Here is a 13,861-nt window from a genome sequence, read left to right on the forward strand (position 1 = left end):
TCCATTCAGTAGCCGCGCATACTGGCCGGCGTTATCACATTTATTTAGGATCACCTGCTAGAATTTATTTTAAAACGCTAAAAACCGTAGGTACTGTGCTTAATATCGAATTCGGGAGGTAAAGGTCGGACCCGGTAAAAAAGCGATAAATAGAGTAGAGCCTGCACTACTCAACAGAGTAGTAAAAATGCCTCGGCAAACGCCAAGGCATTTTGCGTGCCATCGTTTAAAACGGTTTTATCAGCTTACCCTTTCTTTTTTCCGGCCTTCTTACCACTTTCCGCTTGGCCATCCTCCTCAGCACTACCACCCGGAAAATGCCCCCGCACCAGCTCCAAAAGCCCCTGCGTCGAAGCGTCAAAATCCGCCGCGTTGGTATCAATACGCTCACTGATTTCGCCGGCAATACGCTTGCCAAGCTGTACGCCCCATTGGTCGAACGAGTTGATATTCCAGATCACGCCCTGGACGAACACCTTGTGCTCGTAAAGCGCGATCAGCGCGCCCAGGTTTTTCGGCGTCAGTTCGTCGAGCAGTAGGGTGCTGGAGGGGCGGTTGCCGGGGCAGCTGTAGGGGTCCTGGCTGAGTTCCTGGCCGGCGCTTTGGCTGCCTTCCATGAAGGCGTTGGCCTGGGCGAGCATGTTGGTCAAGAGCGCGAAGTGGTGCTCCTCCATGCCGGGCTCGGGTTTGAGTGAGGCGATGAAGTCGATCGGCACGTAGCGCGTGCCCTGGTGCAGCAGCTGGAAAAACGCGTGCTGACCGTTGGAGCCGGTCTGGCCCCAGACGATCGGCCCGGTCTTGTAGTTGACCGGGTGGCCGAAGATATCCACCGATTTGCCGTTGGACTCCATGTCCAGCTGCTGCAAAAACGACGGCAGCTGGTTCAGCGCCTGGTCGTAAGGCACGATGGCCTGGGTCTCGGCCCCGATGAAGTTGATGTACCAGATGCCGATCAGCGCCATCAGCACCGGCATGTTCTGGGAGAAGGGCGCCTCGATGAAGTGGCGATCCATCTCGTGAGCGCCTTCCAGCAGCTCGATGAAGCCCTCGAAGCCGATGGAGAGCGCGATCGGCAGGCCAATCGATGACCACATGGAGTAGCGCCCGCCCACCCAGGCCCAGAACTCGAACACGTTCTCTTCACGAATGCCGAATTCCATCGCCGCTTTGCGGTTGGTGGAAGCCGCAATGAAGTGCGCGCCAACGTCGGCGTCATCCCCGGCGTTCTCCAGAAACCAGCGCCGCGCGGTCTTGGCGTTCAGAAGCGTCTCCTGGGTGGAGAAGGTCTTGGTCGAGACGATGAACAGCGTGGTCGCCGGGTCGAGCCGTGAGAGCACCTTCTGGATGTGGGTGCCGTCGACGTTGGAGACGAAGTGAAAGTGAAGCTCCGGGTGGCGGTACTTCAGAAGGGCGCGCACCGCCATGTTGGGGCCCAGGTCCGAGCCGCCGATGCCGATGTTGACCACGTCCTTGATGGGTTTGCCGCTGTAGCCTTTCCACTCGCCGCTTCTGACCGCCTCGGAAAAGCGCTTGATCTGCTCGCGGGTGCGGGTGATCTCCGGCATCACGTCCTCGCCATCCACGTACACCGGCTCGTCGCCGGGGTTTCTGAGCGCGGTGTGCAGTACCGGGCGGTTCTCGGTGACGTTGATGATGTCGCCGGAGAACATCTGCGCCCGGCGCTGAACCAGCGCGGAGTGGTCGGCCAGCTCCAGCAGTTTGGTCAGCACGTCGTCGGAGACGTGATGCTTGGAGTAGTCCAGAAACAGCCCGCCCACGCGCAGGCTCATTTTTTCGAAGCGCTTTGGGTCGCTGGCAAAGTAGTCGCGAATGCGGTCGTGATAAGTTTTATCGCGCAGGCGCTCGAGGGCCTGCCAGGTGACGCTGCGGGTGAGTTGGAACATGGGCAGAAGTACCTTATTGAAAGCGCTGGCCGGTCAGTCGCCAGCGCGTATTGTTGTGTAAAAATACTACATAAAACATGGTGGAGCGCAAACGCCGGGCAAAAAAAAGCGCCTTTAACGTAATAAAACCAACCGTTAAGGCGCTTTTTCAATCATGTGAGCTTAGCTTGCCACGACCACCTGCGCCGCGCCGCGCTTCAAAAAGGCGTAGCTCACCGCGGTAATCAGCGAACCTATGATGATCGCGCCCAGGTAGAGCAGTACGGGGGTGATCGCGCCGGGAATCAGAAGCACGAAGATGCCGCCGTGGGGCGCCATCAGCTTGGCGCCGACCAGCATCGAGAGCGCGCCGGTCACCGCGCCGCCGGCGATGCAGCAGGGGATCACGCGCAGCGGGTCCTTGGCGGCGAAGGGAATCGCGCCTTCGCTGATAAAGCACAGCCCGAGCACGAAGGAGGCCTTGCCCGCTTCACGCTCGGCGGGGGCGTACTTGTAGCGCGCCAGAACGCTTGCGAGCCCCATGCCGATCGGCGGCACCATGCCGGCGGCCATGACCGCCGCCATCGGCCCATAGGTGTTCGAGGCGATCAGGCCTACTCCGAAGGTGTAGGCGGCCTTGTTGATCGGCCCGCCCAGGTCGACGCACATCATCGTACCCAGCAAGAGCCCGAGGATGACCGCGTTGGTCGAATCGAGCGACTCTAGATAGTTCTCCAGCGCCGTCAGCAGGGCGGCGACCGGTTCGCCGATGATGTACACCATCACCAGCCCCGTGATCAAACTCGCGACAAACGGAATGATCAGAATGGGCTTGAGCGACTCGACGCTTGAGGGAAGCTTCACGCCGCGGGTGACGGCCAGCGCCACGTAGCCCGCGAGAAAACCAGCGAGAATACCGCCGATAAAGCCGGAGCCGATGTCGGCGGCGAGCATCCCGCCGATCAGCCCCGGCGCGATCCCTGGCCGGTCGGCGATGGAGTAGGCGATATAGCCCGCCAGCACCGGTACGATCAGCCCCATGGCGCTGCCGCCGATCTGCATCAAGGCGGCTGCCAGTGTTCCGGGCTCTTCGAACGCCTCGATACCGAACACGAACGACAGCGCAATGATCAGCCCGCCCGCCACCACCATCGGCAGCATGAACGACACCCCGGTGAGCAGGTGCTTGTAAACACCTTTCTCCTTGAGGCTTTTGGTCTGGCTGGAAGCGGGGGCGGCAGCGCCGCCATCCTCTACGCTGGCATCAGCCAGCGCCGCTTCGATGGTCACCTGGGGCTTTTTGAGCGCCGTGCCGGTGGAGGTGCGATAGACCCGCTTGCCCGCAAAGCGCGTGGGGTCGACCTCGATATCGCAGGCGAGGATCACCACGTCGGCCCGGGCGATCTCTTCTTCCGTGAGCTGATCCTGAGCGCCGACCGAGCCCTGGGTTTCTACGCGAATCGCGTGGCCAAGCGCGCGGCCCGCCTCGCTGAGCGCCTCGGCGGCCATGAACGTGTGGGCCACGCCGGTGGGGCAGGCGGTAACCGCCACGATGCGTTTGGCGCCCGTGCCCGCAGTGTCGGCGGGTTCGGCGTCGGCCGGCATTGGGGCCGGGGTGTAAAGCGGCGCCTCGCGCTTGGCGGTGGCGAGAAATGCGGCCGGGTCCGGCAGTGCCTGTTGAATGCTGCCGTGATAGAGCCGCTTGCCTTCGAAGCGGGCCGGGTCCGGCACCTGCTCGGCGGCCACCACGATCAGATCAGAAGCGTCGATTTGCTCGCGGCTGGCCTGCTCGACCGGGGCCAGCTCGCCGTGCATCTCGACGTGCGCCTGCCAGCCAAGCCGCGTGGCGGCCTGCTCCAGGCGCCGGGCGGCAAGAAAGGTGGTCGCCATACCGCTGGGGCAGTTGGTGATGAGAATAACGTTCATTGAAAGGCTCCCTCGGGACTACCGGCGTGCAGGCGCTCGACGTGAGTCTCTTGTTCCAGGGTTGAAAAGTCGCGGGCATCGGGGTCGCCAACGCCTGGGTGGCGCACCGACTCCGCGGAAAGCGCCGTTGCAAAGCGAAGGGTCTGCTCTGGCGGCCACTGGCTGAGCAGACCGTGCAGCATGGCGGCCACGAACGTATCGCCGGCGCCCACGGTGTTGACCGGGCGAACGCGCGGCGGCGTCGTGCGCCAAGCGCCCTGGGCGTTGACCCAAGTGACGCCGTGTTCACCGGCGGAGAGAAGCGCGTGGTCGATCCCCGCCCGGTGCAGGCGCTGGGTCGCCTCAAGGCGACGCTCGGCGGTGTCGAGCGGCTTTCCCGCCCAGTCGGCAAGCTCGAGCTCGTTGGGCTTGACCGCGGCTGGGGCGATGTCGATGGCGCACTTGAGCGCTTCATTGCTGGTATCGACCCAGAGCGGCACGCCGGTGGCCTTGAGCCGGCGTAACAGATCGCCGAACGCCTCGAGGTCGAGCCCCGGCGGTAGGCTCCCGGCCAGCACCAGCGCGTCGAGCGGTGCGGCCTTTTGCGCGTTTTCCACCGTGGCGATCAGCGCAGCGATTGAGTTGGCGTCGACCGCGATGCCGGGGCCGTTGATGTCGGTGACCCGGCCGCTTTTTTCGGCAAGCTTGGCGTTGATGCGGGTTTCCCCCGGCACGCGCAAGAACGCATCGGTGAGGCTGAGCTGTTCGAAGGCGCGCTTGAAAGGGCCGTCGTTATCGGCGCCGAGAAAGCCGCCCACGATCACTTCATGGCCGAGCCCGGCCAGCACCCGCGCCACGTTGACGCCCTTGCCCGCGGCGTCGAGCTGGGCGTGATGCGGGCGGTTGACCGCGCCGGGTGCCAGCGTATCGAGGGCGAAGGCAAGATCCAGCGCCGGGTTGAGCGTCAGCGTCATGATCCGCGCCATCAGTTGGCCTCCAGCGCGTCGCGCACGTCACCCGCCGTCGCCTTTGAAAGCGCAAGTGCCGCGCAGCGTTGGGCTTCATCGAGGTCGAACTCGCGAAGCCGCGCTTTCACCAGCGGCACCTGGCGGGCGGTAACCGAGAGCTCGTCGACGCCCAGGCCCACCAACACCGGCACGGCGGCGGCGTCGGAGGCAAGCTCGCCGCACACGCCGACCCACTTGCCCTGGGCGTGGGCGGCCTCGACGGTCATTTGAATCAGGCGCAGCACCGCCGGGTGCAGGCCGTCGGCCTCGGCGGAGAGCGCCGGGTGGCCGCGGTCGATGGCGAGTGTGTACTGAGTCAAGTCGTTGGTCCCGATCGAGAAGAAGTCGACCTCGGCGGCCAGGCTCGGCGCCAGCAGCGCGCTCGAGGGAATCTCGATCATGACGCCCAGCTGCACGTCTGAGGCGCGCTCGGCCTCGGGAATTTCGCCCAGCAGGCGGTCGAAGATCGCCTTCACTGCGCGAAACTCGGCCACGTCCTTGACCATCGGCAGCATGATGCGAAGCGGGCGCGCGTTGCCCTGGGCGTCCGGGGCGGCGGCCATCAGAAGCGCTTTGAGCTGGGTTTCGAGCACCTGGGGCTCGGTCAGCGCCAGGCGAATGCCGCGCAGGCCCAGAAACGGGTTGTCCTCCTGGGGCACCGGCCAGTAGGGCAGCGGCTTGTCGCCGCCGACATCCAGCGTGCGCGCCACCAGCGGCCGGCCGGCCAGCGCCTCGAGTGCCTGGCGGTACTCGCCGGTTTGGGTGGCCAGGTCCGGGGCGCTCGAGTGCGCCATGAACAGAAACTCGGTGCGCAAAAGACCCACGCCTTCGGCGCCGCGCTCCACCGCGTCCGCCGCATGCAGCGTATTGCCCAAATTCGCGGCGACCTCGACCGGGTGGCCGTCGCGGGTTCTGGCGGGCTCGAAGCGGCGCTCCCAGGCATCCGCTTCGCGCGCCTGAAGATCGAGCAGCTGCTGCTCGGCGCGGCTCAGGCGCTCCTCACTAGGCGAGGGCGTTACCCGGCCGCGGTCGCCGTCGAGAATCATCATGCTGGCATTGCCCAGCGCCATCACCGCGCGACCGGCGCCCACGACGGCGGGAATGCCCAAGGCGCGCGCCAGAATCGCGCTGTGGGCGGTGGCGCCGCCGCGCTCGGTCAAAAGGCCTTTCACTTTCTCGGTATCCAGGCGCGCCACGTCCGACGGGCCGACATCCTCGGTCACCAGAATGTAGGGGTGTGCCGGCGGCTCGGGAAGCTCGAAGTCGCACAGCACGCTGAGCACGCGGCGGCCTACGTCGCGAAGGTCCGCGGCGCGCTCGGCCAACAGCCGGTCCGCCAGCATCTCCTGGGCGTGGGCAGCGGTGTCGATCGCCTCCCACCAGCCCGCCTCGGCGGAGCGGCCCTCACTGATCGCGTCTTTCGCGGCGTGATGAAGCTCCGGGTCGTCGAGCATTTCGGCGTGCATCGAAAGAATGTCGGCCACGTCACCACCGGCGGCGTTGCGCACCAGCGCGCTAAGCTGCGCCTTGCTCTGCTCGATCGCGGCCCACAGCCGCTCGCGCTCGATGTCGGCATCCGCGGCCTTTTCCGGGTAGTCGAACTGCGGTGCGCGCAGCACGAACACCGGGGCGATCGCAAGCCCGGGGGAGGCGGCCACGCCCTGATGGGGCGTATCCGGGGCAAGCGCAGGCACCGCTTTCTCCTCATGGTCGGCGGCGGCGGGGGCGGCGAACCCGCCGTCAAAGGGCGTGACCTTCTCGCCCAGGCCCGCTTCGATGGCGCCGGCCACGGCTTCGAGCGCGGTCTCGGCGCCTTCGCCTTCGGCAGAGAGCGCAAGCCACTGTCCGCGTCGGGCGCCCAGGCCGATCACCTTGGTCAAACTCGCCGCGGAGACGCTGGTCGGGCTTCCCTCTTCAAGGCGCACCTGAACGGCCACGGGTTGGCTGCGCGCCACCTGCACCAGCTGTTTGGCCGGGCGGGCGTGCAGGCCGTGGGGGTTAAGCACGCGCACGCGCCGGGTCGGCGTGGCGGCGTTCTCACCGGCCAGCAGCGAAAGCGCCCGGGCGGCGTCGGCACTGGCCAGGGTGTGGCTCTCGACGTTTTGAAGCAGCGTGTCGAGCTGCGTCAAAAGCGGTAAATGGTAGTCGGCGTTGGCCGCCAGGCAGAAAAGGGCGTGCACCGGGTGGCCGTCGTTTTCAAGCGTTTCATCCGCCGGCGTGGCGAGCGCCAGCGCCGGGGTGATGGAGGTACTGGCGTGGCGGGTCAGCCAGTAGCCGTCGCCCAGCCACATCGGCGGTTTTTCGGCGATCGCGGCGATAAAGGCGTTATCCACCAGGCCGCCCTCGTAGAGCCTGGCCGCGGCGGCCAGCGCCAGCTCCTTAACGCCCTGAGCGGGAAACTTCAGGCACAGCGTCTGACTATCGAGCTGGGGAGTCGGCACCTGTTTGGTCAGCAGCGCAGCGATCTCTTCGCGCGAGCCGGCGCGTGCCAGGGCATCGGCCACGCCGTCACGGTCCAGCACGTGGGTGAGCGCGCGTAGAATGTTCAGGTGCTCGTCGTTTTGCGCGGCGATGGTCACCAGCACGTGGACGCGGTGGCCGTCGTGCCATTCGACGCCCTCTGGGAACTGCAGCACGCGCACGCCGGTTTGGCGCACGTGCTCGCGGCTTTCCGGGGTGCCGTGGGGAATGGCGATGGCGTTACCCAGATAAGTCGACGACTGGGCTTCGCGGGCGCGCAGCCCGTCACGGTAGCCGGGGGCGGCCAGCCCCGCCTCGATCAGCGCATCGGCGGCGGCGTCCAGCGCGGCGTGCCAGTCGCTTGCCTGGCAACCCGGCAGGATATCGTGAGGGCCAAGTGTGAGCATTGAATTCTCCTGTAAGGCGGGCAGGCGCGGTGCGTACACCTCGCCCTCGCGTAATGCTATTCTCGATGACGCTATGCTGAAACGATTCACCCGAAGGCACAAGGGGTGTGTTTTTAGACGTTGGTAGGGGCTTAGTCAATAGGGGCTTAGTCAAGGCGCTGATACACTCAACGGCACATTGTGAGGACACGACATGACACTTGCCGACATTGCACGACTGGCCGGCGTTTCGCGCACCACGGCAAGCTACGTGATCAACGGCCAGGCGGAGCAGCGCCGCATCAGCGCGGCGACCATCGAGAAGGTGATGAGTGTGGTGCGGGCACACCGCTATCACGTCGACCCTCAGGCGGCGGCGCTACGGCGCGGGGCGAGCCGGGTGTTTGGGCTGATCGTGCCGGACCTTGAGAACGCAAGCTACGCGCGCCTCGCCAAGCGCCTGGAGCGCGGTGCCCGCGAAAAAGGCTACCAGCTGCTGGTGGTCAGCTCCGACGACTGCCCCGACAGCGAGCGCCAGCTCGCTCTGGCGCTGCGCGCCCGGCGCTGCGACGTGCTGATCACCGCCAGCTGTTTAAGCCAGGATGACCTGTTCTACCTGGAGCTTGCCCGCGACGGCGCGCGCATCGTCGGGGTGGACCGGGGGCTGTCGCCGTCACGCTTTGCAAGCGTGGTGAGCGACGACTTCGAGGCGGCGCGGGAGCTGACCCGCTCGGTGATCGATGAGGCGACCAGGCGGATTCTCTGGATGGAGGCGATGCCCGGGCTTTCGATCAGCCGCGACCGGCGCGCCGGTTTCGAGGCTGCCCTGGCCGAGCGCGAACTGGACGGGCAGATTCTCTGCGCCAGCCGCTACGAGCGCGGCGAGGGCGCCGAGCTGCTGGCGGCGTTCGAACGGGAAAACGCGCCAGTGGATGCCATCGTCACTGCCTCCTATACGCTGCTTGAAGGTGTGTTCGACCACTATCTGGCCAAAGGCGGGCTTTCCGAGCGCGTCCGGCTTGCCACCTTTGGCGACCACCGCCTGCTCGACTTTTTGCCCCAGCCGGTCAACACCGTCGCTCAGGATCACGATGCGATGGCCAGGCGAGTGCTGGCATGTGCGCTCGATGCCATCGAAGGGCGCGCGCAGACCGGTCAGCAAGTGGTGCCGCGCCAGCTGCGCACCCGTTAGGCGCTAAAGAGCAAGGAACCTGGGCGGGTCATTCGGCCCGCTCTGGCGCGCGGGCCTGGGCCCAGGCCTCGGCGTCGGGGATCATCATTGCGTACTCCTCGTCGATGTAGTGTGAGGAGAGCATGAAGTCGGCGCTGGCCGCGTTACAAGCCACCGGCACGTTCCAGAGCGCGGCCAGGCGCAAGAGCGCTTTTACGTCCGGGTCGTGGGGCTGCGGGGCGAAGGGGTCCCAGAAGAAGATCAGCATGTCCAGGCGCTGCTCGGCCAGACGCGCGCCGATCTGCTGATCGCCGCCGAGCGGGCCACTCATCAAGCCTTCGACTTCCAGCCCCAGCGCCTTTTTGAGCCGCCCAGCGGTGGTGCCGGTGCCCAGGAGCGTATGTCGGCGCAAGGTGTCCTGCCAGCGCGTTGCCCACTCCATCAGCTCGGTTTTTTTGCCGTCGTGGGCAATCAGCGCAATACGCTTTTGGGCGGCAAGCGTGCGAGAGGCCTGGCGAGGTGGGCGCGCATCAAGCATGGATCACTCCTGTTCTTTTTCTAATCGGATTAAAACACGACGGTGGCTTTATAAAGGATCACTCCTCTAACGCGAGCACTTTCATCGTGTTGGTGCCGCCGTGGGCGTTCATGTGATCGCCGCGGGTAAGAATGACATGCTCGCCGGCGCGCGCCAATCCGTGGGCCTTGAGCAGCGCCAGCGCCTCGCGATTGACCTCGGCGGCCTCCATGTTTGAAGTATCGAAGGGAATCGAGACCACGCCGCGATAAAGCGCCATGCGCCGCTGCGCGATGGGGCTGTGGGCAAGGCCCACGATGGGCAGCGCCGAGCGGATGCGCGAGGCGATCAAGGGCGTATAGCCGGTCGAGGTCATGCAGGCGATGGCGCGCACGCCGGTCAGATGGTTGGCGGCGTACATCGCCGATAGCGCAATGGTTTCATCGATGCGCTCGAAGCCTTCGTGAATGCGGTGATTCGACGACTGGGCCAGGCGCTCGCGCTCGGCGCCCAGGCAGACCCGCGCCATCGCTTCGACGGTTTCCACCGGGAACTCGCCGGCGGCGGTTTCGGCGGAAAGCATCACCGCGTCGGTGGCGTCCAGCACGGCGTTGGCTACGTCGAACACCTCGGCCCGGGTGGGCAGGGGCGATTCGATCATCGACTCCATCATTTGCGTGGCGGTGATCACCGCCCGGTTGAGCGTGCGGGCGTGTTTGATGATGCGCTTTTGGGTGCCGATCAGCGCCTCGTCGCCGATCTCCACGCCCAGGTCGCCGCGCGCGACCATGACCGCCTCGGAGGCCTCGATGATGCCATCGAGGGTTTCATCGTTGGCCACTGCCTCGGCGCGCTCGAGCTTGGCGACCAGGCCGATTTCACGGCCGGCCTCGCCGAGCAGCTCGCGCGCCTCGATCATGTCCGCCGCGCTTCGCGGAAACGACACCGCCAAATAGTCGACGCCGATCTCGACCGCACTTTTCAGGTCTTCCTTGTCCTTTTCGGTCAGCGCCGGGGCAGAGAGACCGCCGCCTTGCTTGTTGATGCCCTTGTTATTGGAGAGCTTGCCGCCCACGTGCACCGTGGTATGCACCTCCTGACCCTGAATGGCGCTCACGTCGAGCACCACGCGCCCGTCGTCGAGCAGCAGCCGGTCGCCCGGGGAAACGTCATCGATCAGCGCCTTGTAGTCACAGCCCACGCGCTCGGCGGTGCCCTCCTGGCTATCCAGCGCCATGTCCAGCACGAAGGCGTCGCCTGCCTTGAGATTGACCGGGCCATCCTTGAAGCGGGCGATGCGAATTTTCGGGCCCTGCAGATCCCCAAGCGCTGCTACGCTTTTGTTCAGGCGCGCGGCGATCTCGCGCACCGCTTCCAGCCGGCGCTGGTGATCTTCCTTCGCGCCGTGGGAGAAATTGAGCCGCACGACATCGACCCCCGCCTCGATCATCGCCTCGAGCACGCCGGGACGGTCGCTGGCCGGGCCCAGCGTTGCAACGATTTTGGTTCGACGCAGGGGAAGGGCGGGGGCGTTGTTGCTCATTGGGGCGTCTCCTGAACGACGTTGGCCGCGCGGCGAAAAGCGGGCCAAATTCCACGATTAATGATTGGACCAGGATAACGTTTTTATAGTAATTTTACTACATATTAGAGAGGCTAACGGCGAAGAGCGCCTGAATACGACATGATCGGCTTCATTTACGCGTATCTTTCACTTTTTTGTAATTTTTTTACTGAATTGGCGATTTTGCCGCTGCTTGCCTTCTTCCCGTTTCTCGACCGATTTCAACCCCGGTTTTTATCTGCCAAACGAGGTGTCTCATGAGCATCAAGATTGCCATCAACGGTTTTGGTCGTATCGGCCGCAACGTGCTGCGCGCGCTTTACGAAAACGGCTATCGCGACCGCTTCGAGGTCGTGGCGATCAACGATCTGGGCGAGGCGTCGCTCAATGCCCACCTGCTGCGTCACGACACCGTGCACGGCCACTTCCCCTTCGCCGTCGAGCACGACGAAGAGAGCATCACCGTGGATGGCGACCGCATCGCGATCTCCTCCGAGCGCGACCCGGCCAACCTGCCCTGGAAGGCGCTTGGCGTTGAGCTTGTGATGGAGTGCACCGGGCTTTTCTCCAAGCGCGCCGCTGCCGCCAAGCACATCGAGGCCGGTGCCAAGCGCGTGCTGATTTCGGCGCCGAGCCCGGACGCCGACGCGACCGTCGTGTTTGGGGTCAACGATGACATCCTGACCGCCGAGCACACCGTCGTCTCCAACGCTTCCTGCACCACCAACTGCCTAGCGCCGGTGGCCAAGGCGCTCAACGACGCCGTCGGCATCGAGAACGGACTGATGACCACCGTTCACGCCTACACCAACGACCAGAACCTGTCCGACGTCTACCACTCGGACCCGTACCGCGCGCGCAGCGCCACGCACTCGATGATTCCGACCAAAACCGGCGCCGCGGCGGCGGTCGGGCTGGTGCTGCCGGAGCTCGACGGCAAGCTGGATGGTCTGGCGGTGCGCGTGCCGGTCATCAACGTATCGCTGGTGGATCTGACCTTCACCGCTGGCCGCGATACGACCAAGGCCGAGATCAACGAGATCGTCGAAAAGGCCGCGGCGAACTCCAAAGTGCTGGCGGTCAACGCCCAGCCGCTGGTGTCGATCGACTTCAACCACGACCCGAACTCCTCGACGTTCGACGCCAACCACACCCGGGTCAACGGTCGGCTGGTCAAGATCATGGCCTGGTACGACAACGAGTGGGGCTTCTCCAACCGCATGCTCGATACCGCGCTTGCCATGCACAAAGCGGCGCAGTAAGCCGGTCACCCGGGGCTGTGCCTCGGGTGGCTTCTCACATCGAAAGGGGCGGGGCGCCATGGGCGCCGCGCCCCTTTTCGTTAACGCCCGCTTTTGGCACGTGCCGGCGCCGAGGGCGCCTGCACGTGTAAACGCTCAAAGCTTGATGCGATAGCGCGCGAAGCCGTTGTCACCGTCCCCGGCGGGTTCGATGTCCGTGGTCTGTGCCACGTCGTCCAGGTAGCGCTGCGCGCCGGGCCCGGTGTCGAACAGCGCCGTGGTGTCCGGCATCGGCTTGAACGACCAGTTGAAATCTGCCGCCGGGTCCACCGTTCCCTGCTCGACGATATAGCGCACGATGATGTCGCGGTTGGTGTCCGGGCCAACGAAGATGACCGCATCCGCGTCGATGCCGGGGAAGTTGCCGCCGCCGCCGGCGCGGTAGTTGTTGGTGGCCACCACGAACCGCTGTTCCAAATCGATCGGCGCGCCGTTAAAGGTCAGATCGACGATGCGGCGCGCCTCCGGGCGGGCAAGCTCTCCTTCGGCGGTGTAGCGCGCGGGCTTTGACAGATCGATGCGATAGCTCACGCCGTCGATCACATCGAAGTTGTAGGAGGGGAAGTCCTTGTTCAGAAGCGGCGCATCCACCGCGCCCTCGGGCACCCGGTGGAACATGCCGGCGGACATCTCGAGCCACTCGCGCACCTGGGCGCCGGTGACCGCCACGGCGCGAATGGTGTTGGGGTAAAGATACAGATCCGCCACGTGCTTGATGGCGATATCGCCGGCCGGAACGTCGGTGTAGTAGTCGGGCCCGCCGCGGCCGCCGGTCTTGAACGGCGCGGCGGCGGAGAGCACCGGCAGATCCGCGTACTCGCCGTTTTTCAGCATCTCCTTGATGTACCAGGTCTGTGCATTGGCGACGAGCTGAACCGAGGGATCGTCCGCGACCAGCGCGAAGTAGGAGTAGAGCGGCGCGGCACTTCGTCCGACCGGCGTGCGGATGTAGTCGAGTGTCGCCTGGTGCTCCTCGCTGACGGCGGCGGTGACGGCGGCGCTGGAGGTCACGGTGGGCACCACTTCGCGGCTCTCTTCGCGGTGATAGATCGGCCGCGCCTCGGTGGTGAAATCGACAATGCGCCAGCGGTCGCCGTCGCGTTCGAGCATCAGGTCGATCAGTCCCATGTGCGAGCCCCAGAAGCCCGCCATGACCGCCGGCTTGCCCATCAGCGTGCCGCGCTGCGGGTCGACCCCGTCGATGTTCTGAAAGTCGGTGGGACCGGGAAAGACCAGATGCTGATGGCCGGTGAAGATCGCGTCGATCCCCTCGACCCCGGCCAGATGGAGCGAGGCGTTCTCCATGCGCTCAGTCGGCCGCGCGCCGTCGATCCCCGAGTGTGACAACGCCACGATGATGTCCGCGCCTTCCTCCTTCATGACCGGCACCCAGGCGTTGGCCGCCTCGACGATATCGCGGGTATTGGCTGCGCCCGCAAGATGCTTTTCGTCCCATACCATGATTTGCGGCGGCACGAAGCCGATGAAGCCCACCTTGACGGTGCTGGCGCGCCCGGCGCCATCGATGATCGTCTTCTCCTTGATGAGATAAGGGCGCAGGAAAAGATCGTCGTCACGCGGGTTGGCCGCCAGCGCGCCGCGGGTCAGGTTGGCGCAAACGTAGGGAAAGTTGGCCCCGTTGAGCACCTTGAACATGAAGTCCAGGC

At 65.1% G+C, this 13,861-nt stretch carries 9 protein-coding genes; 2 read left to right on the forward strand and 7 right to left on the reverse strand.

What is annotated here, in order from left to right:
• Nucleotides 1-245: 245 nt before the first annotated feature.
• The 4 genes from pgi to ptsP all read right to left on the reverse strand — a co-directional run bounded on the left by pgi (nt 246) and on the right by ptsP (nt 7,662).
• Nucleotides 246-1,904, reverse strand: a complete 1,659-nt coding sequence (gene pgi, locus OCT39_RS06540; protein ID WP_263586857.1) for a glucose-6-phosphate isomerase — start codon at nt 1,902-1,904, stop codon at nt 246-248.
• A gap of 162 nt (nt 1,905-2,066) precedes the next feature.
• Nucleotides 2,067-3,809 carry a PTS fructose-like transporter subunit IIB gene (locus OCT39_RS06545; protein ID WP_263586858.1) on the reverse strand — a complete coding sequence of 581 codons (1,743 nt, stop codon included), beginning with the start codon at nt 3,807-3,809 and terminating at the stop codon, nt 2,067-2,069.
• Entirely contained in the window at nt 3,806-4,774 is a 969-nt protein-coding gene (gene pfkB / locus OCT39_RS06550; protein WP_263586859.1) for a 1-phosphofructokinase, read from the reverse strand. The genes OCT39_RS06545 and pfkB overlap by 4 nt, the downstream gene beginning before the upstream one ends.
• A complete protein-coding gene (ptsP, locus tag OCT39_RS06555) occupies nt 4,774-7,662 on the reverse strand; it encodes a phosphoenolpyruvate--protein phosphotransferase (protein ID WP_263586860.1) in 2,889 nt (962 codons plus the stop codon). Before ptsP ends, pfkB begins: the two co-directional genes overlap by 1 nt.
• Before the next feature lie 193 nt (nt 7,663-7,855).
• On the opposite strand from ptsP, the gene cra reads away from it, so the two are divergent.
• Nucleotides 7,856-8,833: a catabolite repressor/activator gene (gene cra, locus OCT39_RS06560; protein ID WP_263586861.1), complete on the forward strand. Its 978-nt coding sequence runs from the start codon at nt 7,856-7,858 to the stop codon at nt 8,831-8,833.
• A gap of 28 nt (nt 8,834-8,861) precedes the next feature.
• Here the strand turns inward: cra and OCT39_RS06565 are convergent, their stop codons facing one another.
• Together OCT39_RS06565 and pyk are read right to left on the reverse strand one after the other, a co-directional pair.
• Nucleotides 8,862-9,350: a methylglyoxal synthase gene (locus OCT39_RS06565; protein ID WP_263586862.1), complete on the reverse strand. Its 489-nt coding sequence runs from the start codon at nt 9,348-9,350 to the stop codon at nt 8,862-8,864.
• Nucleotides 9,351-9,408: 58 nt separating this feature from the next.
• Nucleotides 9,409-10,872, reverse strand: a complete 1,464-nt coding sequence (pyk, locus tag OCT39_RS06570; RefSeq protein WP_263586863.1) for a pyruvate kinase — start codon at nt 10,870-10,872, stop codon at nt 9,409-9,411.
• Nucleotides 10,873-11,150: 278 nt separating this feature from the next.
• On the opposite strand from pyk, the gene gap reads away from it, so the two are divergent.
• Nucleotides 11,151-12,155, forward strand: coding sequence for a type I glyceraldehyde-3-phosphate dehydrogenase (gap, locus tag OCT39_RS06575; RefSeq protein WP_263586864.1), 1,005 nt, complete (start codon nt 11,151-11,153; stop codon nt 12,153-12,155).
• A gap of 135 nt (nt 12,156-12,290) precedes the next feature.
• Here the strand turns inward: gap and OCT39_RS06580 are convergent, their stop codons facing one another.
• The gene (locus tag OCT39_RS06580) at nt 12,291-13,850 is read right to left on the reverse strand and encodes a bifunctional 2',3'-cyclic-nucleotide 2'-phosphodiesterase/3'-nucleotidase (protein WP_263586865.1); all 1,560 of its coding nucleotides are present in this window, start codon (nt 13,848-13,850) and stop codon (nt 12,291-12,293) included.
• Nucleotides 13,851-13,861: the final 11 nt, after the last annotated feature.

This window comes from Halomonas sp. GD1P12 (genome assembly GCF_025725645.1).
Classification (GTDB): Bacteria; Pseudomonadota; Gammaproteobacteria; order Pseudomonadales; family Halomonadaceae; genus Vreelandella.